The sequence below is a fragment of the Arenibacter arenosicollis genome (assembly GCF_014397245.1).
Lineage (GTDB): Bacteria > Bacteroidota > Bacteroidia > Flavobacteriales > Flavobacteriaceae > Arenibacter > Arenibacter arenosicollis.
In genome coordinates, this window is sequence record NZ_JACLHY010000006.1 from 38,745 (window position 1) to 58,383 (window position 19,639).

Here is a 19,639-nt window from a genome sequence, read left to right on the forward strand (position 1 = left end):
GTTTAAGCTGATTTAAAATTTAGTAATTAATTGTAATTGAAAATTTCTATTGGGCATAGGTCTGTATGCCACGTTCTGATAATTTTTATTAAATATGTTGTTCACTTTTAGACCAAAAACAAAATTGATTTTGGCTATTTTCGGCAAATGATAATCCACCCCCATATTGGCCACTATATAACCTGCCAAACTTTCACTGTTATCTGTAGTAGTGTAAACCGAACCGTTGTACAATAGTTGATAAAAGGCTACCAGCTTCTTATATTGATAGGCCATATTTGACCTTATCAAGTGCTCAGGGACATATAGCAATTGATTATTGGTGATGTTATCGGTAGATTTGGTAAAGCTATATTCACTTTCCCAAGCTACGTTGTGGTTTCCCAATTTCTTTTTGAAATCAAAACCGAGTTCCCATCCGTATTGGGAAACATCTTGAACATTCATCGCCATCCAAATGCCCTGATTATTGGGTCGCCACTGGATTAAATTATCGGTTGTAATGGTATATACATTTGCTGAAAGGGCATAATTTTCACCTTTAAGGGATTGACCCAATTCCAACTGCCAAGAGCTTTCTGGAATCACCTCCAAATTACCACTAGCCCCGGCGCCAGTCCAATAAAGATCATTGAAGGTCGGAATTCTATGGTTTTTAGACGCATTAATGGCTAAAGTGTAGTTTTTGGCTACCTCATAACTACTGTTCAACGAAAAAAGAAAAGGACTCTCAAAATCACTGACTACTTCCTTTCTAAGGTTTATTCCATAATTTAATCTATCAGAAAGTTCATGTGACAACAGAAAAGTACCTGCCATAAAATTTCTATCGGCGTTTTCTATTGAAGTCCCTTTGGCCCTAATCGAAGAAAAATCGATTATACCATTTAAGGTAATCTTGTTTAATTGATATTTATAGTCGTAGTTGGCAAGAAAGGTATTGGCTTGCCCAAAACTAAACTCCTCTCTTTCCTTATTTGGAAAATAACGATAACGTTCATACAGATGCCCTACCTTTAATCTGGCCACCTTACGCTCATTAAAGCTTCCCAGCTCCACGAGCGATCTGTAGTTTATATCTTTATAATTTTCATCCGCGGGGGCCGTCAATGTCCCGGAAAAATCCCTATCTCCAATAAAGGTATTGTGGTACACTTTTAATATTTGGGTTTCGGACAAAATAAAGCCAACATTGGCATTTAAATTAATGTGGTCATAAGCTCCATTCTCATTTCTCCTTTCCGTTCCCAAATATTTATAATCGTTCTCCGAAGCTAGGTGATTAATACCAAAATGAAACGATATTTTTTCTTTTCCAAGGGAAGTGTTAAAGGCCAATTTACTGGTATTAAAACTTCCATAACTTGTTCGCAAATTATTTTTCCAGCCATCATTGAACTTAAAATCATCGTTCAATAAAATGGTTCCCCCTACGGCTCCACTTCCATATTGCACACTGCCTCCCCCACTCCTAACTACTACATTGTCGTAATTTCCAGGAATCATAGTGTTAAAATCTGTTTGGCCAGTAAGTTGTGAATTAATATTTATCCCATTCCAAACTACCGCAGTCTGTTGGGCGTTGGTTCCTCGAAAAGAAGCAGAGGACACCATCCCGTAACCATTTTCCTTAAAATAAATATTGGAATTATACCGCAATAAATCGGTTAGGGAAGTTCCGCTTTTTTGTTGGATGGAATCATTGACAACCCTAATTTTGGTGCCCTTGGAGAAATGTAGAAGTTTGGCATCGCTCAAAACTACTTCGTCCAAAACAATAACCTTGTCCCTTTGCCCAAAAACCTGAGCAACGGCCAAAAGTCCTACTAAAAATAAAAATATTCGTTTTTTTTCCATATTCAAGAAGACCCTTTTGCCCGAAGATCTATTCTATTTAGTGATGAATATGGCAGGTCTCCTGACTTGCGTACTATCATTTACCTTCCCACCCTCAAACATAGGGCAGTGGTATTAGAAATAATGATAGCCATCCATTTTAAACGGACTAAGCTCACAGTTGCGGGAACAGTTTCGGAATCTCACCGAATTCCCTTTTAATCCTATCCTCTTAAATTAAGAGAATAAAAACCAAAATTCGCAGCGAAACTACTACTTTTTTTCGGAATTATCACTGTACTTTTTTCTATTTAGTTTATAGGCCAGCCAAAGAAAACCAACAATAAAATGTAAGACAATTACAGCGGCAGCGATATAAATTAATGTATTGGAATCTCCTCTCATAGGTGTGGATTTGTCCAAAAATAAATACTATCTCTACAATAAATTATGACCTTTGTTAGGCTTAGATAAATTTTGATTCAAGAAATTAATACTACTTTTGAACTCTCTAATAAACCCTTAAGCTCTTGAATAAAACATTCCTTTTTTTAATATTTCTGTCCATTTGGTCTTGTAAACAGCCTAAAAAAACTACTATTCCCCCTTCCGCCTTGTCGCAAAGCATCAGCATAGATCATGCCCAAGGTTTTACTATCGAGAACACCTCCACAGATATAACGTTAATTAAAGTATCTTCTCCTTGGCCAGGATCGGAAGCTACTTTTACCTACGCTTTGGTACCCAAAGAAAAATTGGCCAGCATTACCTTGGACAAGGATGCCTATAACGCCATAGTAGGTGTTCCAGTTGAAAGAATGGTTGTTACCTCCACTACCCATATACCTGCACTGGAGGCTTTGGGAGAAGCTGATAAATTGATAGGATTTCCAGATACGGAATACGTTTCGTCTCCCCTTACACGAAAGAGAATAAATGAAGGGTTGGTAAAAGATATGGGCAATAACGAGGCTTTAAATTCAGAAATGGTCATCGCCATAAATCCCGAAGTCGTAGTTGGATTTAGCATTAACAATAAAAATAAGGCCTATGAGACCATTCAAAGGTCCAATATACCTGTTGTTTATAATGGAGATTGGACCGAAGAGACACCTTTGGGCAAAGCTGAATGGATAAAATTTTTCGCACCATTTTTCCAAAAGGAAAAAAAGGCAGACAGCATATTCCGTGGCATTGAAGACAGCTATAATAGTGCAAAGGTCCTGGCTAAAAAAGCAAAAAACAGGCCTACGGTTCTAAGTGGAGCTCTTTATAAAGATATCTGGTACTTGCCAGGCGGTAATAGCTGGGCATCCAGGTTCATAGAAGATGCCAATGCAGATTATCTTTGGAACAACAATGCCTCCAAAGGAAGTCTTTCCCTTAGTTTGGAGAGTGTTATTGAACGCGCCAAGGATGCAGATTTTTGGGTCTCTCCATCACAATTTGGCAATTATTCGGAATTAAAAGAGGCCAATCGACATTATGCCCAATTTGCTGCTTTTAGAAATAATAAAGTGTATACTTATGCCAATTCCAAAGGAGAAACGGGAGGGTTGCTTTATTTTGAGCTGGCCCCCAACAGACCGGACTTGGTCCTTAAGGATCTTGTCCATATCTTCCACCCAGAACTGCTACCCCATTATACGCCCTCCTTTTTTAAACCCTTGGACTAAGTGCAGAAATCAATAACATATAGGGCTTATTTTATTCTGTTGCTACTGGTATTAATAGTTTGCTTTATGGTGAATATCAGCTTAGGCTCCGTCTCTATTCCCTTACAGGAAACACTGAATGCTGTAATGGGCAAATCTACAGAAGTGGATTCATGGGGCTACATCATTTGGAACTACAGAATTCCCAAGGCTTTTACCGCCATACTTGTAGGTAGTGGATTGGCATTGAGCGGCTTATTGATGCAGACCTTGTTCAGAAATCCATTGGCTGGGCCGTTTGTACTCGGTATAAGCTCGGGCGCTAGCTTAGGGGCCGCCCTTTTAATTTTGGGATCTTCCCTTTTCACTGGAATTTTTGCCTTTACCATGGTAAATGATGTTTCCCTGGCGTTGGCAGCAAGTATCGGCAGTTTTCTTGTACTATTGGCCGTTATGGTAGTTGCATCCAAGGTAAAGGATACTATGGCTCTACTTATCATAGGTCTTATGTTCGGAAGCATAACCACTGCGGTGGTAAGTGTGCTATCCTATTTCTCCACAGCCGAAAAACTACAGCAATATGTATATTGGTCTTTTGGTAGTATTGGTAATTTATCTTGGAACCAATTATTGCTGTTATTGACAATTATAGCGATTGGAATTTTAATGAGCATTTTTTCCATTAAATCGTTGAACGCATTACTATTGGGTGAAAGTTACGCCAAGAGTTTGGGCGTAAATATGAAGCAATCCAGGTATACCATAATAATCGCTACTGGGTTATTGGCTGGCGGAGTAACCGCTTTCGCCGGACCAATTGCCTTTATAGGGTTGGCCGTACCCCATTTAACGCGACAAATTTTCAATACCACCGATCATAAAGTTTTGGTTCCCGCTGTATTGATTTATGGTGCCATTTTAATGTTAATTTGCGATACCATAGCCCAAATGCCAAATTCGGCCAATGTTTTGCCCATCAACGCCATAACTTCGATCATTGGGGCACCCGTTGTAATTTGGTTGCTAATACGGAAAAGAAAAATGATTTTCTGATTTAAACCAAAAATTAAAACAGCAACAATCAATTAACATGTTAAAACAATCAACAAAAACTCAAAAACCAATAACTTAGCTACCACTAAATCTACTTAACATAGAAAACAGCACGCCTCATATCGCCCTAAAAATAGAAAACCTAAGCATAGGTTATGCTACTAAAAAGCAACAAACCTACATTGCCCAGGATATTGATTTTTCCTTGTTTAAAGGGGAAGTAGCCGCCATAGTGGGCGTTAATGGCATTGGAAAATCTACACTATTACGTACGCTTGGTAACGTGCAGCCAAAATTATCCGGTAACATAACCCTCAACAATATTCCCTTGGAACATCATTCCATCCAAGAACTGGCATCGGAAATTAGTGTGGTACTAACAGAACCCATCGCCTCCAAAAATTTAACGGTCCTGGAACTGATCAGTCTGGGGCGGCAGCCATACACCAATTGGATTGGAACTCTTACCCAGGAGGATAAGGAAAAGATTTCTTTAGCAGTGGAGATGCTACAGATTGAGGAGTTAAAGTCTAAAAAATGCTATGAACTAAGTGATGGTCAATTACAGCGCGTTATGATTGCCAGGGCCTTGGCACAGGACACCCAACTTATCTTACTGGACGAACCAACTACACATTTGGATCTATACCATAAGGTGCAGATTTTGAAATTACTTAAGTCCATTGCCCACAGAACCAATAAGACTATTCTTTTTACCACCCACGAAATTGAAATTGCTATTCAGTTGTGCGATAAAATGCTAATATTGGAAAGCAACCAGAATACATTTGGATCTCCATGTGAATTGATACAAAAGAAAAGTTTTGAAAATTTGTTCCCTTCGGACAGCATTACTTTCGATTCCCAAACGGGTTCTTTTAGAGTTAATAAGTAATGAAAATCTATCCCACTTTTTTATAACACAATCCACTATCTTTACTGCAAAGAACGCTAATTACATGAATGAATTGCTTGTATATGTAATCCTTGTCCTAGTTGGTTTGGCAGTCGGCTATTTTCTAGGGAATTACATCCAAAACCTAAAAACGAAATCCAGTCAAAGTGCCCTTTTGGAGCGCGAACAGCAATTGAGAACCAACCTCAGTACTTTGGAACAGAGGCTTATTGATGCCGAAGAGCGCAAAATCCAATTACAATCTGAAAAAGAACAATTGGGTAATAGAATAGTCCGTTATCAGGCAGAAATGGAAAATTTAGATCTAAAAAATCGGGAACAAAAAGGGGAAGTAGAAAAACTACAAGAAAAATTCACCAAGGAGTTCGAGAATTTGGCCAATAAAATTTTAGATGAAAAAAGCGTAAAATTTACAGAACAGAACAGGGAGAACATTAAAAATATATTGACCCCATTACAGGAGAAAATAATTCTTTTTGAAAAAAAGGTAGACGACAGTCAGAAAGAAAGTGTGGGCATGCATTCCGCCCTCAAGGAACAATTGGCCAATTTGCAGACGCAAAATCTAAAAATAACCCAGGAAGCCGAAAACCTTACCAAAGCCCTTAAAGGAGATAGCAAAATGCAAGGAAACTGGGGCGAATTGGTATTAGAACGTGTTCTTGAAAAGTCGGGCTTGGAAAAGGATCGGGAATATACGGTGCAGCAAAGTTTTACCTTAGAGGATGGAAGCCGTGTTTTACCGGATGTGATCATCCATTTACCTGATGGAAAAAAGATGATAGTGGATTCCAAGGTTTCCCTTACGGATTACGAAAGATACGTGAATGCAGAGGATGAGTTGAAAGAAAAATTTCTTAAAGATCATATTAATTCTTTAAGAAGGCATGTAGACCAGCTTTCCGCCAAAAAATATGAGGACCTTTATGAGATGGAGAGTCCAGACTTTGTGCTCATGTTCGTTCCCATAGAACCTGCATTTGCGATTGCAATAAACAATGATAACTCTCTATACAACAAGGCATTTGAACAGAATATAATTATCGTAACACCTTCCACCCTACTGGCTACCTTACGTACCATAGACACTATGTGGAATAATGAAAAACAACAACGAAATGCCATTGAAATAGCAAGGCAGGCTGGTGCATTATACGATAAATTTGAAGGCTTTGTTGGGGATTTAATGAAAGTGGGCAAAAAGATGGACGAGGCAAAGTCCGAATACAAAGGAGCCATGAACAAATTGGTCGATGGCAGGGGAAATATAATTACTAGCATAGAGAAATTAAAAAAAATGGGGGCCAAGGCCAAAAAGTCCATTCCCGAAACCATATTAAAAAGAGCCCAGGATGATGATGACGAGAATGAAGAACCTTTAACCTTACTATAGATAACTTAAACGATCAGCATGAAAAAAATACTCGGATTAACCCTACTTGGCCTGGTCCTAATTATGACTGCCTATTTTTTATTTGTATATTTTGTTCCCTATAGCGAAGGTATCCGATCAGGGGAACTAATAAAAATAAGTCATAAAGGAGTACTTATAAAAACGTGGGAAGGTGAGATAAGTCAAGGAATATCTGGAGCACAGATATTTTCTTTTTCGGTATTAAAGGACGATGTAATTGCCAAGTTAAAAGAATACCAGGGAGACTACGTAAAGGTGACCTATATAGAACGTTACCGTACCTTTTTTTGGTTAGGTGATTCCAAATATTTTATCACTGCCGTTGAAAAGGAAAAATCTCCACACTTAAATTAGAAACGATGGACAAATTTAAAACAGCCAGACAATCCAGATTATCCATAACCGAATTAATGCTACCCTCCCATTCCAATTTTGGAGGTAAGGTACACGGTGGCCATATATTAAATTTAATGGATCAAATAGCCTTTGCTTGCGCTTCAAAGCATTCCAGAAAATATTGTGTTACGGCTTCCGTGAACAAAGTCGATTTTTTAAACCCTATTGAAGTCGGGGAATTGATCACATTAAAGGCCTCTGTAAATTATACAGGACGAACCTCCATGGTCATTGGTGTCCGGGTAGAATCCGAAAATGTGACCACAGGTAAAAAGAAACATTGCAATTCTTCCTACTTCACTATGGTAGCCAAAGATGCCGAGGGACGGAGTACTCCGGTACCAGGCCTAATTATTGAGGATGAGCAAGGTGTTCGCAGGTTTACCCGTAGCATTCAAAGAAAAAAACAGGCAATGTCACGAAGCAGTCTATTTGAATCGTCCCAATTTAAAATAAACGACCATTTGAAGGATTTGGACAACGAAAATGTCCAAATCAATCTAAATCCTGCCTAGTTGATCTGAGCAGCGGCCTCCTCGTCCAAAAACCAAATTAAATCACCAGAGCTAGGCACTACCAAGGAAGCTGGATAACTGTCATGGCCTTCTTCCTTTGTAATTATGGTCCTCACTTTTTCGGCCTTACTACTCCCGGTTACCAAAAATGCTACCGTCTTGGCATTATTGATCAGTTTTCCGGTTATGGTAATTCTTCTTTGTCCCGAATCCGGATGAACAGCCACTTCACAATTATTTTTAGAATCCCAAAGGTCTATTTCATGTGGAAATATAGATGCGGTATGTCCGTCATCACCCATACCAAGGATAACAATGTCAAATTGAGGTATGTTGTTCACTATAGGCAATTCCTCTTCCAAGACCTTGCCGTATCTTTCGGCCTCCAATTCCGGTAAGTCTTCCCCATGAACACGGTGAATATTATCTTTTGGTATATTGATCTTGGATAATAAATGCTCTACCGTCATTTTGTAATTACTTTCAGAATCGGCGGGAGGAACACAACGTTCATCTCCCCAATACAAATGAACCGTAGACCAATCCACGTCTTTATAGTGTTCCGCCATATAATCAAATACCACTTTGGGCGTACTACCACCAGACAAGGCAATATGGGTTGTTTTGTTACTTTTTATTTGTTCTTCCAAATATTCAGAAAAGATTTGGGCCACTTCCAATTTGGTAGGGGATATACTTATTTGCATCTATTATAATTTATTGATAATTACTTAATCACACAGAAACCGGGGTCATCGGCCAAGTTTTCACCGGGATTTCTCCATTTCAAATCGCCCTCCAATAGGTGGTCGGAATTTGTTGGACCCCAAACCCCTGAGGAATATCCGTAAATATTTACATCGGTACCATTCTTCCAATAATCCAATATGGGATCAACAAATTCCCAAGCCGCTTCCACTTCATCTGCCCTAGCGTAAAGCGTAGCATCTCCTTGCATGGCATCCAACAATAATCGTTCATAGGCGTCCATCACATTGTTATCCGCCAAATTGGAATAGTAAAAGTCCAGATTGGCTCGTTCCACGGTAAAGCCCTGACCAGGCACTTTTACTCCAAATTTAATTAGAATGCCTTCATCTGGCTGAATCCTGATAATCAACTGGTTATCCTTGTTGTTCATATCTGAATTTTTAAACACTTGGTGATGTGGTGATTTAAAATGTATGACCACTTCGGTTACCTTGGTAGGCATTCTTTTGGCTGTACGTACATAGAAGGGAACATCTTTCCACCTCCAGTTATCAACGAAGAATTTGATGGCCGCATAGGTCTCAGTTTTTGAATTGGGATCTACACCATCCTCTTCCCTATAGCCTTTCACCTTTTTACCGTCTATAACGGACGAAAGATATTGCCCCCGTACGGTATTACTGTATAAGGTTTTCTCATCGCGCATAATTCGCAATGACTTTAAGGCCTTAACTTTTTCGTTCCTAATTTCCTGGGCGCTTGCATCAATGGGTGGCTCCATTACAATTAATGAGACTATCTGCATTAAATGGTTTTGAAACATATCCCGCAGAGCACCGGATTTGTCATAATAGCCTCCCCTTTTTTCCACACCAACGCTTTCCGCATTGGTAATTTCTATATGATGTATGTAATTTCTATTCCAAAGGGGTTCAAAAATACTATTGGAAAAGCGGGTGACCAACAAATTCTGAACGGTTTCCTTGCCCAGATAATGATCAATTCTATAAATCTGGGATTCATTAAAATAGGTCTGCAGACCAATATTAAGTTTTTTGGCCGTTTCCAAACTGTAACCAAATGGTTTCTCTACAATGATTCTCTTCCAACCGTTGGTTTCATTATTTAAACCTTGTTGGGAAAGGTTTTTTGCAATTACCTCGTATAGACTGGGTGGGGTTGAAAGATAAAAGATATAGTTTTCACCTGTATTGAATTTATTATTTAAATCGGATATCCTGGTGGCCAACTTACTGTATTCCTTATTGTAATCGTCACCTAAATCCTCATAAAAAAACTTGTCGGCAAGGGTATTAATAAAATCCGAAGAGGCATCTTTTACCTTTTCCTTAAGGTAGGTGCTTTCCAAAACCACCTTACGCCTAAACTCTCCATCGGTCATATTACTTCTACTCACCCCCAATACCACGAAATTCTCAGGAAGCTGATTTGCCTTGTACAAATTAAATAAAGCCGGTACCAGCTTTCTAGCAGTTAAATCTCCTGATGCCCCGAAAATAACAAGCATTTGATTTGCTGTTTTGTTCATATTATATTTATTGGAAGTTTTGTTCAATTTGTTGGGAATTTAAAACTTTGGTTCTAAAAACCGTTTAATTGATTATTTTTGATTTTTGAATTATCGTGCGAAGATAAAACTAATTTAGCTTATTCATTTATAAACAAGGACACTTAACAAAAGCCCCTTTATTTTGTTAAATAACTTTAAGAAAAAAACATGGAAAACACATACGATTTTGGATTGATTGGCCTCGGTGTAATGGGACGTAACTTTATATTGAACGTTGCGGACAACAACTTCTCGGCCATGGGATACGATCTTGATGATGAAAAAGTAAATGCATTAATTGAAGAAGGACAAGATACCAAAAGAGTAAACGCCTCCACGGATATCCAATATTTTGTAAAATCCCTGGCACAGCCCAGAAAGATTATGCTTTTGGTACCTGCTGGTAAAATAGTGGATTCCGTAATAGAGAGTTTATTGCCACATTTGGACAAGAACGACCTAATAATAGATGGAGGAAATTCCTTTTTTACCGATACCGATCGTAGGGAAACCTATTTACAGACCGAGGGTATCCACTTTTTTGGTTCCGGTGTCTCCGGGGGAGCAAAAGGCGCTAGACGCGGCCCCAGTATAATGCCAGGTGGTAACAAAGAAGCCTACAAGGAAGTTCAGCCTATTTTTGAAGCTGTTTCCGCTAAATTTAAAGGAGAACCCTGTGTTGCATATTTGGGACCTAAATCTGCCGGTAACTATGTAAAAATGGTACATAACGGAATTGAGTATGGCCTAATGCAACTTACCTCCGAAATTTATGATCTTCTAAAAAAAGCAGGAAAATACAATAATGATGAACTGCATGCCATTTTTGACTCCTGGAATAAAGGCCGACTACAATCCTTTTTAATAGAAATATCCGCTGAGATTTTCAAACAGGAAGATGACAAGGGTGATGGCAGATTGGTGGACAAAATATTGGACAAGGCCAAACAAAAGGGCACCGGTAAATGGACTTCCCAAAACGCTATGGACCTAGGCATTCCTATTCCCAGTATAGATATAGCAGTAAGTATGAGGGAAATTTCTGCCTTAAAGGAAGAAAGAGTTTTAGCAGATAAGCTATACAACAGGCCAGAACCAGCAATAATGGACAAAACGGAAATGGCAAAATGGGCAGAAGAAGCATTATACTTTTCCTTTATCACAACCTATGCACAGGGACTTCACCAATTGGCAGATGCCTCGGAAGAATACGGCTATGACCTAGACCTTTCGGTAATCGCAAAAATATGGAGAGCAGGTTGTATTATCCGTGCCGGATTGTTGGAAGATATTTCCACGGCATTTACCAATAACAAACAATTACCCAACCTCCTATTATCCCCACAATTTGTTCCCAAAGTACAGTCTACGGTTGCAGCGACAAGAAACCTTGTGGCTTATGGTGCCAAAAATGGTATCCCGTTGCCAGGGCTTTCCAATTCACTGACTTATTTTGACGCCTATACCTCTGGCAGATTACCCTTGAACCTTATTCAAGCACAGCGTGATCACTTTGGATCGCATACCTACGAGAGGACCGATATGGAGGGAATATTTCATACGGAGTGGGAAAAATAATCGCCAGTTTTATTTAGGTTTTGCACACTAGTTTTTTTGGGCTATTTTTAATGTAAATTAAAAGTAGCCCAAAAAATTTAAGATGAGCGGAAGCATTCAGGACATGAACAATAGAGTGAATCAGAATCGCTCTCTAAAACCGTCCAATCGGGCCCGGTTTAAGGAAAATAATCGTGATAATATTTATTCGGATTCCGAGCCTTCCCCAACAAAACTTACGTTTAAGAAAATCTCCGAAATTGAATTAAAGAAAATCAAGGAAAGAATTAAAAATAAGGCCTTAAAAGATCGTACAAGGGAAACTTATATTTTTATTTTTCTTGTTGCCGCCCTGTTGGGGTTGCTAATCCTACTCATCAAATAAAAAGAACACCAGAACAATATTTGCCATGGTGTTCCCACCTAATAAACAACTTAACACATTACCTGTATCCAACCCCTTGTTTTAAATGTGGCCAGTTCAGCCTATTCCAAAGTATACTATAGATTTATAATTTTATTTTCCATGGAAGGTCCAAGTTCATAGGTTGCCCCCAATAATTCATTCTTTAATTCCTTCACCTTTGAATATTCTCCTTTTGCCTTGTAAATCTCTGCTGTTCTATAAAGTATTCGCGGCTCAAAGGTTTTACCTTCAATATGTTGTTTAACAATCTCCAAGGCCTTATCCTTTTCCCCTAGTTTAAAATAACTATATGCTAACAGATCATAGGATCCGGGGGTTGGTCTATTATTTACTTCAACTTCCGCTATCTTCAATGCTCTATTATACTGCTCCGTAAGCTCCAAATACATACCAACATTGTAAACATTGTACATAACTCCATAGTCCGGGTTTACCACTGCCATAGCATAACTATCCAAATTATTTGTCATCTCTGCCTTATTGCCCATATACTCCGCTATCTCGGCCTTCAATAGGTAATAATCAGGTGACAGATAATTTTTGGTTACCGAATTTAATATTCGCAATGCTTCCTTTGGATTTTTTTCATGTGAAAATACTATCCATGCAATTCCTTTCTTGGCATAAGCATTTTGCGGATCCAATCTCAGTGATTTTAAATAATAATCATAAGAATCCTGAATTCTTCCGGCATGACCATAATAATCCGCCAAATTGGTAAAGGACCACAACATCAAAGAAGAATTCTTGGAAGATTCTGCCTTGTCTTTGGCTTTTTCCATAAAACGTATGGCAGTTTCCAAATCCCCTCTATGATCATTCCATTTGGCCAACCGTATTAAATAATCAAAATCGGACATATTTTTGATACTATCCAAATAATGCTTGGCCTTTTCGTAACTTCCGAGTTCCATGTGAATATCAAAAAGTAATTTTTGGGATTCCTCAACCCCGCTGCCCATAGCCCTGGAGGAATCAGCCAATTCCAAAGCTTCCTTAAATCTGTGTTGGGAAATATAGTTACGGGCCAAAGTTCTATAATACCCTGATTTACCAATAGCTGCAATTTCAACAGCCTTAACAAGTGCCTTTTCAGCCAATTTAAGTTGCTTTATATCTCCCGTTTCTTGAAAATACCTGTTGTACTCACCAGCAACAATACCAAAACTCATTAGCTGCATGCTATCTGGTTGAATCTTGGAATTCCAAAGCTCAAAATATTTAGATGTTTTATTAGATTCCTCAGAACCTAGGAAAACATTATAGTCTTCCGCATCTGTAATTTGCTTGGAAGATTCCTGTGTGCAGGAATCCAATACAAGCAAAGCTATCATAAAAAGTAAATATCTCATTGTTAAAGATTTTAGTGTTATTTAAGTCATGATTTTAAAATAAGGGAGAACTATTACCATCCCCCCCTATCCTCCTAATCATAGATAAATGTCTACTCTGGATTTCCCGCGTAAGGAAAATTTGCGGACACTGTTGCTGTTAATGCAACTCCATCCGAAGTCAATCTTGGGGTATCAGGGTTACCATCCATATCTTTATCCGAACCGTCAAAACGATCTCCCTCTGCTCCTCCAAATAGTAGTATCAAAGAAACATCTATTACGTCATCAGTCAATGTTCTACCAGTGAGTGCTATTTCATCCCCATCCGGTACCAGTATTCTTCCGTCATTATCGAAATCGGTACCTGGATTAAAATAAGTAGTGGGCAAGCTTGGGGATATCTCCAATACATCAGATGCCAAATAACCGGTCAAGGTGGCTGCATCCAATCCCAAAATATTATTTTCATAATTCAGGTCGGCTGGATCAATACCCAACAAATTGGCATACACGTCATAGTATTGTTCCAATCTAGCTTCGTATCCAGCCTGGAAAGTTGTTCCCATTTCCGAAGGGATAGTTCTATTTTGCGCATCCTTAACACTAGGCTGACCTTCCATATCATATCCTAAAACCGTATTTATACCAGGTCTTCCCATATGATCCACTTGTGTATAGCTTCCGGAAAAATCCAAGGCCGTCATACAAGGTTCGCAAGAACCACCACAATCAACACCAGTTTCACTTCCATTCATAATTCCGTCATCACAAGTAGCCATTGCTATTGGATCCATCATGTCATCATCGTTATTACAAGCAGTCAATATCGCCAATCCTAAAATTGGCAGTAGCGCATATTTAATTGTATTTAGTTTCATAATTATACTTTTAAGTAGTTAAATGTTATTGTTTTTTGTTTGTTGTAACCCAAGTCTTATATACCGCCAACCCCAATGCATTCTGGCCCGTAGGGGTACCCAATAAGGAGTTTGGCATCTCTACCACGATAGACATGTTATTTTTACCTTCAAAGGTATCCACAGCCTCCTCGGATGTTTTAAACCCACCTGGTGCCATTCCACCAATAACCGCATTGAATTGGAAGAAATCGAAGAAAAAGGAGTCCTGTCTAGGTCCTGCAAATAAAGTAACGCCATTCGCTGTTGTTGACTTTATAGCCGTGGTTCCAGAAATTTCAACACTCCCCAATGGAGAGTCAACCAAAACCTCGCTATCCAATCCCGTTTTTGAAGGTGCTACCGGCCCAAAGAAATACATTCTACCCTCTCTTGGTATGGCCTGTATAACCAAATCCTCCACCAAATCGCCATCAGTATCAATGTTGATTTCTGTTAAAACTGTTTCATCAAAGCTTCCATAGGCCAAGTCTGGCACTACATTGGTTTGAAGATCCACTACAAAAACTGTGTTGTCAGATCCTTCTGAAGGTTCAAATCCGTAAAAGTCAGCAATATCCGCCGTAGTTCCCATAGAGGAAGGAGCGTCTATATGATCCGCTGCAATCAAAATAATTCCTGCCGCTGCAAGGAAGCCAAGCCCTAATAATAATTTTGTCTTTTTCATAATTTTGATATTTTTAGATTAAAATCACCCTTACCTACGGAACTTAAAATATCAGGGTTTGGTTTTAAATGTTAATAATATGTTAATGGTTGAAAATGCCATTTACCAAAAAAACGGTTGCAATAAGAATGAAGTCCCATATTTTAATTTAATTTTACCCACTAAAATTTGGATCTATGAATCCTTCTGCCACTGGTTGGATAGATAAGTTTGGGTATCTGGTAAAGGACAACAACGACTATTTTAACTCCTTTGAAGAATTATATGCCCTACTCAAGAGTACCGGATTTGTCTATGGGATTAATCTGGATATACCCCCATTTATTATTAAAGAGGTTCCCTTGTCCGAGGACGAAAAAGCTAAGATCAATTTAATAACAGCACTTTATTTCACTTATAAGCTCAAAAACAACGAACCCAATTTCGAAGCTTTCTTAGGCCATATCTTTAAGTTCTATAAAGATCTGGGGATTAACAGAATTTCATTTTTGAACAAATTTCTTACTGGAAAGAAAACTTCTTCTAAGCTTGAAAACCTTTTAAACTCAAGAATCTACTTAGAGGACAATGTAATTAGCAAGACATTCAATAACATCATTACCAATTCCTTGTTGTTTATAGATGTTCTAAGTTTTAAAAGGTATCTGGAAGGTGAAACTTCAATAAAAGAGTATGCACAACGCCTGGAGCATGTCACTATAAATATCACATATCACACCTTAAACTCGAAAGAGAAAAACAAAAATGACGAGAAGTTGGCGCAGCTTTTTGCCTCCTCACTAACCTTTATTGAGAGTGAGAAACAAAATTTTGATGGCTCCTATAGGAATGATTTGGTCAGCAAATATTCCACTTCCGAAAACAGGTATTTTCTTGATGTTGCCTGCCTCACGGTTTGGGAAGATCAGTCGTTGGATTATACCGAATCCGAATTCATTTTTGGCATAGGAAAAGACCTAGGTTTCGACAAAAATGAAATTGCAAATTCACTGCAGGATGTTACGCGATTTTTTAATTTGAATGTGCATAAAATTCCCCATTTAAAAGACCATAATTTGGCCGTACAATTTTACGATAGTATGTCCAAAATTGTAAATAAATTGATACTAAGGAACAGCAAACGGTTGCAAAAAGAACTATCCGAAAGTAAGGAATTAGTCACCCTATTATCCAAATCCACCATTAAGGATCTTAGCCCTGAGGAGAAGAAAAAAGTACAAAATCAACTAGTGGATATTTTTAAAAGCATTCCCTCATTGGCGATATTTATACTTCCTGGGGGAGCAGTTTTATTACCCATATTCATTAAATTAATTCCTAAATTACTACCTTCCTCCTTCGACGACAACAGAGTTGATGAATAGCCTTAAAATGACGTAAAAACACTACTATAAGAAAAACCTATAGTAGATTATTTTAAAGGTTAATCCAATTAAAATCAATTAATTAACTACTTTTACTCCAACCATAACTTAAAGTCTTTTACTCTTTCACGACTTACTATGATTTCTTGACCATTATAGCAGTTTAGTTTAATTTCCAACCTAGAATTGGTATAGGAAACTATATCTTTTATATGACTTATGTTAATATAGAATTTTCTACTCACCCGGAAAAATAATTTAGGGTGAAGTTCAGATTCCAAGTTTTCCAAGGTAAGGTCCAATAGATAATTCCTACCATCGATTGTGGCAGCATAGGTGCCTTTGTTCTCACTGTAAAAACATTCTATCTCTTCCGCATTTATAATTTTCAAATGCTGCCCTACACTCACTGTAAACCTCTTTTTATATTCCCGTTCCAAAGGGTTGACCAATAACTTTTTTATGTCTTCGAAATCAAGCGACAATTTCTGCTTTTCAGGTCGAAAAGAAAGGTACTTTTTAACAGCAAATTCCAATTCCTCATCATCGATTGGTTTTAACAAATAATCAATACTATTTAACTTAAATGCCTGCAATGCATATTCATCATAAGCAGTCGTAAAAATCACTGAACTTTGAATATCAATTGCCTCAAAAATCTCAAACGACAATCCGTCCGAAAGCTGAATATCCAAAAAAATAAGTTCTGGATGTTCATTTTCCCGAAACCATACAATAGCCTCCTCTACAGAATAAAGCATAACAGAAACTTCCACCTTCAAATTAGCCAATAATCGCCCCAATCTTCTTGCGGCAGGTTTTTCATCTTCAATTATGATTGCGTTCATCTGTGTTGGTTAATTGTTCGGTTAATTTACGAATTGCCTATTCCTCCATGTATTTTCGAATTTGCCTTTCTTCCCAATTTCTGTAAAACTCGGGTTTCAATTTGAAGTAATAAATTCCAATTACCAACAAAATGATCCCCCATATAATCGGAATAAAAATAATATTCCATTCCATCCAATTTAAAAAGCCTTGGTCCCTTACTCCATGATCTATAAAAAAGTCCATAATATTTAACTTAAAAGAAAAGAGCAGAACGTTTATAACAACGTACACTCCAATGTGTGCATAAAAATTTTTGAGATTCTCCACCCGTCTCTTTGCTCGAATATAATTTTCAGAATCGTATATATGCCTTTCCATTATCTATATCTTTCAGAGTCCTTTTTTTCTTTCTCCATGTACTTACGAATCTGCCTCTCCTCCCAATCCTTATTGAAAAACGGGTTATAGGAAAAGACTTTTAAACCGTGAAACACCAGGCCAATACCCCAAAATAACCATACAGCAAAGGCTCCAAAGTCCCATAACGCCTCCAAAAAGGACTCTCCATAACTCATACTTCCAATAATTTTAACCGTAGTAATCATTAAATTTACCGCAAGATAAACGGTCAAATGAATATAAAATCCCCTTAATTCCCCTACATGTTTTTTGGCGCGTAGCATTTTTTTCTTTTTGTCGTAGTCCATTATTTCCATCTGTTTTGTGGCTCATCCTCCTGCATAAACTCCTTTATTTTCTTTTCCTCCCAATTCTTCCCGAAGAAAGGATTTAAGCCGAAGACTTTAACGCCCTGAAACACCAATCCTATTCCCCAACCAAAAGCCGCCCACAAAAACCATGCGTACTGCCATTTGTTGGTGAAGTAATTTATAGCTGCTAGGAACATTATAAAAATAAAGTATGACGCTAGATTCAAATAGAATTTCTTAATAGCTTCCACTCTTTCCTTCGCCCTGTAATATTTGTTTTCCTTATCTAAATTTTCCATGATTTATATTTATTTCAAAATTCGGTACACATCTCCACTTTTTCAAAAGAAAATTTATGAACTGTTGAATTTAAGCGATGGATTGTGGCCTAAAAATTTTCATCATCCATATATTTTTGAATTTCTTTTTCCTCCCAACCTTTGCCTAACAATGGATTGTAGCCAAAAACCTCCATGCCGTGAACGGCAACACCAAATCCCCAGCCCACTGCAGGGAAAAGTACCCATGGAAAACTGGTGGTATTATAGTTAACAACGGCCAGGATAGGCAGTACAACACAATACGAAATAAGATTCCCATAGAACCCCTTTATAGCCTCCACTTTCTCTTTAGCTTTTTGATAGCGCTTATCCTCCAAAAATGTTTTCTGTGTTTCCACAATCCCTGTTTTTTGACTTAGTATCGGGAGTTTAACCGTAAAATCTGAATTCGTTTTTTGAATCTGAACTTCCCTATCGGAAAGTATATGGTAGCGTTCCTGTATATTCCGTAGTCCAACCCCACTACTTTTTTTCACAACCTGCTTTTCCTGCAAATTGTTGGACACGCAAAGCATTCCACTATCTTCATATACCCGAATATGCAGAGGCTTGGCTGAAGTAACCACGTTGTGCTTTACTGCATTTTCCAACAAAAGTTGAAGGGACAGGGGTACAATTTTTGTTTCTGCCCCGCTACCTTGCTCTGGAATATCAAAAACTATACTGTCCTCAAACCTCATTTTTAATAGTCGAACATAAGTTTTGGCAAAAGCAAGTTCCTCGTCCACTGTTACTAAATCCTTATTCTTTTGTTCCAATACATAACGATATACCTTTGAAAGGGAGGTTGTGAATTTCTGTGCCTGTTCCGGGTCTTCTTCAATTAAACTCGTAAGCACGTTTAGACTGTTAAAAAGAAAATGGGGATCCAATTGATTCTTAAGGGCATCAAACTTAGCGGAAGCAGTACCTGCAATTATTTTCTGCTCCTTTACCTTGTTTTCTTGGCGATACTTAAAATACCACGCCAAATAGAATATCAATGAAATTAAAATGGCAAGAAACAGCGAAACCTTGTAATATTCGAGTTTCTCGGCATTCAGAAAATCAGAAATCGGCATTTTTTCGAGACCCACCCTCAGAATTAAACGGGAAACAAATATTCCTGCCAAGGAGAGCAATATATTCCCGGATATACCCATTAAAAGTAGCTTTCCTCTGTAAAACTGATTTTTATATTTAGCTATAAGGAATTGAATCCAATAGGCGTTTACCATATACAGAATTACCGCAAAGATCATATTGCCATAATATTCCTCTAAAGCCCGCTGGTAGGTGAAACCCGCATCAAATTTCCCCATAAAAAAGAAAACGGCAAGAAATATGAAATAGATCAATGTCCCAATAAACACTGCATTGCCTAAATGTTTAATAAATCGCATCATTGATAATAATTTACCGGGCGTTCATAATTAATCTCCGACA

General features: G+C 38.0%; 20 protein-coding genes and 1 riboswitch. Of the genes, 9 read left to right on the plus strand and 11 right to left on the minus strand.

Features of this window, described 5'->3' with window-relative positions; all coding sequences use genetic code 11:
* Window positions 1–12: 12 nt before the first annotated feature.
* Window positions 13–1,857 (minus strand): TonB-dependent receptor, encoded by a 1,845-nt coding sequence (locus H4O18_RS07975; RefSeq protein WP_187583245.1) that lies wholly within the window; start codon window positions 1,855–1,857, stop codon window positions 13–15.
* Between the two features lie 34 nt (window positions 1,858–1,891).
* A riboswitch (cobalamin riboswitch) is annotated at window positions 1,892–2,108 on the minus strand.
* A gap of 258 nt (window positions 2,109–2,366) precedes the next feature.
* Between H4O18_RS07975 and H4O18_RS07980 the strand changes: the two genes are divergently transcribed.
* The 6 genes from H4O18_RS07980 to H4O18_RS08005 all read left to right on the plus strand — a co-directional run bounded on the left by H4O18_RS07980 (window position 2,367) and on the right by H4O18_RS08005 (window position 7,785).
* On the plus strand, window positions 2,367–3,512 hold the full coding sequence (locus H4O18_RS07980; RefSeq protein WP_187583247.1) for an ABC transporter substrate-binding protein: 1,146 nt from the start codon (window positions 2,367–2,369) through the stop codon (window positions 3,510–3,512).
* Window positions 3,513–4,544: a FecCD family ABC transporter permease gene (locus H4O18_RS07985; protein ID WP_343065427.1), complete on the plus strand. Its 1,032-nt coding sequence runs from the start codon at window positions 3,513–3,515 to the stop codon at window positions 4,542–4,544.
* Between the two features lie 100 nt (window positions 4,545–4,644).
* On the plus strand, window positions 4,645–5,439 hold the full coding sequence (locus H4O18_RS07990; protein WP_187583574.1) for an ATP-binding cassette domain-containing protein: 795 nt from the start codon (window positions 4,645–4,647) through the stop codon (window positions 5,437–5,439).
* Between the two features lie 64 nt (window positions 5,440–5,503).
* Window positions 5,504–6,853 carry a DNA recombination protein RmuC gene (locus H4O18_RS07995; protein ID WP_187583251.1) on the plus strand — a complete coding sequence of 450 codons (1,350 nt, stop codon included), beginning with the start codon at window positions 5,504–5,506 and terminating at the stop codon, window positions 6,851–6,853.
* Between the two features lie 18 nt (window positions 6,854–6,871).
* On the plus strand, window positions 6,872–7,228 hold the full coding sequence (locus H4O18_RS08000) for a 6-phosphogluconate dehydrogenase (protein WP_187583253.1): 357 nt from the start codon (window positions 6,872–6,874) through the stop codon (window positions 7,226–7,228).
* A gap of 5 nt (window positions 7,229–7,233) precedes the next feature.
* Window positions 7,234–7,785, plus strand: coding sequence for an acyl-CoA thioesterase (locus tag H4O18_RS08005; RefSeq protein WP_187583255.1), 552 nt, complete (start codon window positions 7,234–7,236; stop codon window positions 7,783–7,785).
* Here H4O18_RS08005 and pgl read toward each other — a convergent pair.
* Together pgl and zwf are read right to left on the minus strand one after the other, a co-directional pair.
* Window positions 7,782–8,492 (minus strand): 6-phosphogluconolactonase, encoded by a 711-nt coding sequence (pgl, locus tag H4O18_RS08010; protein WP_187583257.1) that lies wholly within the window; start codon window positions 8,490–8,492, stop codon window positions 7,782–7,784. The genes H4O18_RS08005 and pgl overlap by 4 nt on opposite strands.
* Window positions 8,493–8,512: 20 nt before the next feature.
* Window positions 8,513–10,045, minus strand: coding sequence for a glucose-6-phosphate dehydrogenase (gene zwf / locus H4O18_RS08015; RefSeq protein ID WP_187583259.1), 1,533 nt, complete (start codon window positions 10,043–10,045; stop codon window positions 8,513–8,515).
* A gap of 189 nt (window positions 10,046–10,234) precedes the next feature.
* On the opposite strand from zwf, the gene gndA reads away from it, so the two are divergent.
* Together gndA and H4O18_RS08025 are read left to right on the plus strand one after the other, a co-directional pair.
* On the plus strand, window positions 10,235–11,644 hold the full coding sequence (gene gndA, locus H4O18_RS08020; RefSeq protein ID WP_187583261.1) for an NADP-dependent phosphogluconate dehydrogenase: 1,410 nt from the start codon (window positions 10,235–10,237) through the stop codon (window positions 11,642–11,644).
* A gap of 82 nt (window positions 11,645–11,726) precedes the next feature.
* The gene (locus H4O18_RS08025) at window positions 11,727–12,008 is read left to right on the plus strand and encodes a hypothetical protein (protein WP_187583263.1); all 282 of its coding nucleotides are present in this window, start codon (window positions 11,727–11,729) and stop codon (window positions 12,006–12,008) included.
* A 116-nt stretch (window positions 12,009–12,124) separates the two neighbouring features.
* On the opposite strand, the gene H4O18_RS08030 is transcribed toward H4O18_RS08025, so the two are convergent.
* From H4O18_RS08030 to H4O18_RS08040, 3 genes are all read right to left on the minus strand, one after another.
* Window positions 12,125–13,402 carry a tetratricopeptide repeat protein gene (locus H4O18_RS08030; RefSeq protein ID WP_187583265.1) on the minus strand — a complete coding sequence of 426 codons (1,278 nt, stop codon included), beginning with the start codon at window positions 13,400–13,402 and terminating at the stop codon, window positions 12,125–12,127.
* Window positions 13,403–13,494: 92 nt separating this feature from the next.
* On the minus strand, window positions 13,495–14,262 hold the full coding sequence (locus tag H4O18_RS08035; protein ID WP_246474120.1) for a DUF4331 family protein: 768 nt from the start codon (window positions 14,260–14,262) through the stop codon (window positions 13,495–13,497).
* Window positions 14,263–14,287: 25 nt separating this feature from the next.
* Window positions 14,288–14,968: a DUF4331 family protein gene (locus H4O18_RS08040; RefSeq protein ID WP_187583267.1), complete on the minus strand. Its 681-nt coding sequence runs from the start codon at window positions 14,966–14,968 to the stop codon at window positions 14,288–14,290.
* Between the two features lie 176 nt (window positions 14,969–15,144).
* Between H4O18_RS08040 and H4O18_RS08045 the strand changes: the two genes are divergently transcribed.
* Window positions 15,145–16,332: an LETM1-related biofilm-associated protein gene (locus H4O18_RS08045; protein ID WP_187583269.1), complete on the plus strand. Its 1,188-nt coding sequence runs from the start codon at window positions 15,145–15,147 to the stop codon at window positions 16,330–16,332.
* Between the two features lie 92 nt (window positions 16,333–16,424).
* On the opposite strand, the gene H4O18_RS08050 is transcribed toward H4O18_RS08045, so the two are convergent.
* The 5 genes from H4O18_RS08050 to H4O18_RS08070 form a co-directional block, all read right to left on the minus strand.
* Window positions 16,425–17,180: a LytR/AlgR family response regulator transcription factor gene (locus H4O18_RS08050; protein WP_187583271.1), complete on the minus strand. Its 756-nt coding sequence runs from the start codon at window positions 17,178–17,180 to the stop codon at window positions 16,425–16,427.
* 37 nt (window positions 17,181–17,217) lie between these two features.
* Entirely contained in the window at window positions 17,218–17,541 is a 324-nt protein-coding gene (locus tag H4O18_RS22580; protein ID WP_187583273.1) for a 2TM domain-containing protein, read from the minus strand.
* Entirely contained in the window at window positions 17,541–17,870 is a 330-nt protein-coding gene (locus H4O18_RS08060) for a 2TM domain-containing protein (protein WP_246474125.1), read from the minus strand. Before H4O18_RS08060 ends, H4O18_RS22580 begins: the two co-directional genes overlap by 1 nt.
* Entirely contained in the window at window positions 17,870–18,172 is a 303-nt protein-coding gene (locus H4O18_RS08065; RefSeq protein WP_187583277.1) for a 2TM domain-containing protein, read from the minus strand. The genes H4O18_RS08060 and H4O18_RS08065 overlap by 1 nt, the downstream gene beginning before the upstream one ends.
* 89 nt (window positions 18,173–18,261) lie before the next feature.
* Window positions 18,262–19,599, minus strand: a complete 1,338-nt coding sequence (locus tag H4O18_RS08070) for a 2TM domain-containing protein (protein WP_187583279.1) — start codon at window positions 19,597–19,599, stop codon at window positions 18,262–18,264.
* Window positions 19,600–19,639 lie beyond the last annotated feature (40 nt).

Excerpts from the sequence above, each read along its gene's own strand:
- H4O18_RS07975 (WP_187583245.1), bottom strand. The coding sequence starts at position 1,857 with ATGGAAAAAAAACGAATATTTTTATTTTTAGTAGGACTTTTGGCCGTT.
- H4O18_RS07995 (WP_187583251.1), top strand. The coding sequence starts at position 5,504 with ATGAATGAATTGCTTGTATATGTAATCCTTGTCCTAGTTGGTTTGGCA.
- H4O18_RS08000 (WP_187583253.1), top strand. The coding sequence starts at position 6,872 with ATGAAAAAAATACTCGGATTAACCCTACTTGGCCTGGTCCTAATTATG.
- H4O18_RS08005 (WP_187583255.1), top strand. The coding sequence starts at position 7,234 with ATGGACAAATTTAAAACAGCCAGACAATCCAGATTATCCATAACCGAA.
- pgl (WP_187583257.1), bottom strand. The coding sequence starts at position 8,492 with ATGCAAATAAGTATATCCCCTACCAAATTGGAAGTGGCCCAAATCTTT.
- zwf (WP_187583259.1), bottom strand. The coding sequence starts at position 10,045 with ATGAACAAAACAGCAAATCAAATGCTTGTTATTTTCGGGGCATCAGGA.
- gndA (WP_187583261.1), top strand. The coding sequence starts at position 10,235 with ATGGAAAACACATACGATTTTGGATTGATTGGCCTCGGTGTAATGGGA.
- H4O18_RS08025 (WP_187583263.1), top strand. The coding sequence starts at position 11,727 with ATGAGCGGAAGCATTCAGGACATGAACAATAGAGTGAATCAGAATCGC.
- H4O18_RS08030 (WP_187583265.1), bottom strand. The coding sequence starts at position 13,402 with ATGAGATATTTACTTTTTATGATAGCTTTGCTTGTATTGGATTCCTGC.
- H4O18_RS08035 (WP_246474120.1), bottom strand. The coding sequence starts at position 14,262 with ATGAAACTAAATACAATTAAATATGCGCTACTGCCAATTTTAGGATTG.
- H4O18_RS08040 (WP_187583267.1), bottom strand. The coding sequence starts at position 14,968 with ATGAAAAAGACAAAATTATTATTAGGGCTTGGCTTCCTTGCAGCGGCA.
- H4O18_RS08045 (WP_187583269.1), top strand. The coding sequence starts at position 15,145 with ATGAATCCTTCTGCCACTGGTTGGATAGATAAGTTTGGGTATCTGGTA.
- H4O18_RS08050 (WP_187583271.1), bottom strand. The coding sequence starts at position 17,180 with ATGAACGCAATCATAATTGAAGATGAAAAACCTGCCGCAAGAAGATTG.
- H4O18_RS22580 (WP_187583273.1), bottom strand. The coding sequence starts at position 17,541 with ATGGAAAGGCATATATACGATTCTGAAAATTATATTCGAGCAAAGAGA.
- H4O18_RS08060 (WP_246474125.1), bottom strand. The coding sequence starts at position 17,870 with ATGGACTACGACAAAAAGAAAAAAATGCTACGCGCCAAAAAACATGTA.
- H4O18_RS08065 (WP_187583277.1), bottom strand. The coding sequence starts at position 18,172 with ATGGAAAATTTAGATAAGGAAAACAAATATTACAGGGCGAAGGAAAGA.
- H4O18_RS08070 (WP_187583279.1), bottom strand. The coding sequence starts at position 19,599 with ATGATGCGATTTATTAAACATTTAGGCAATGCAGTGTTTATTGGGACA.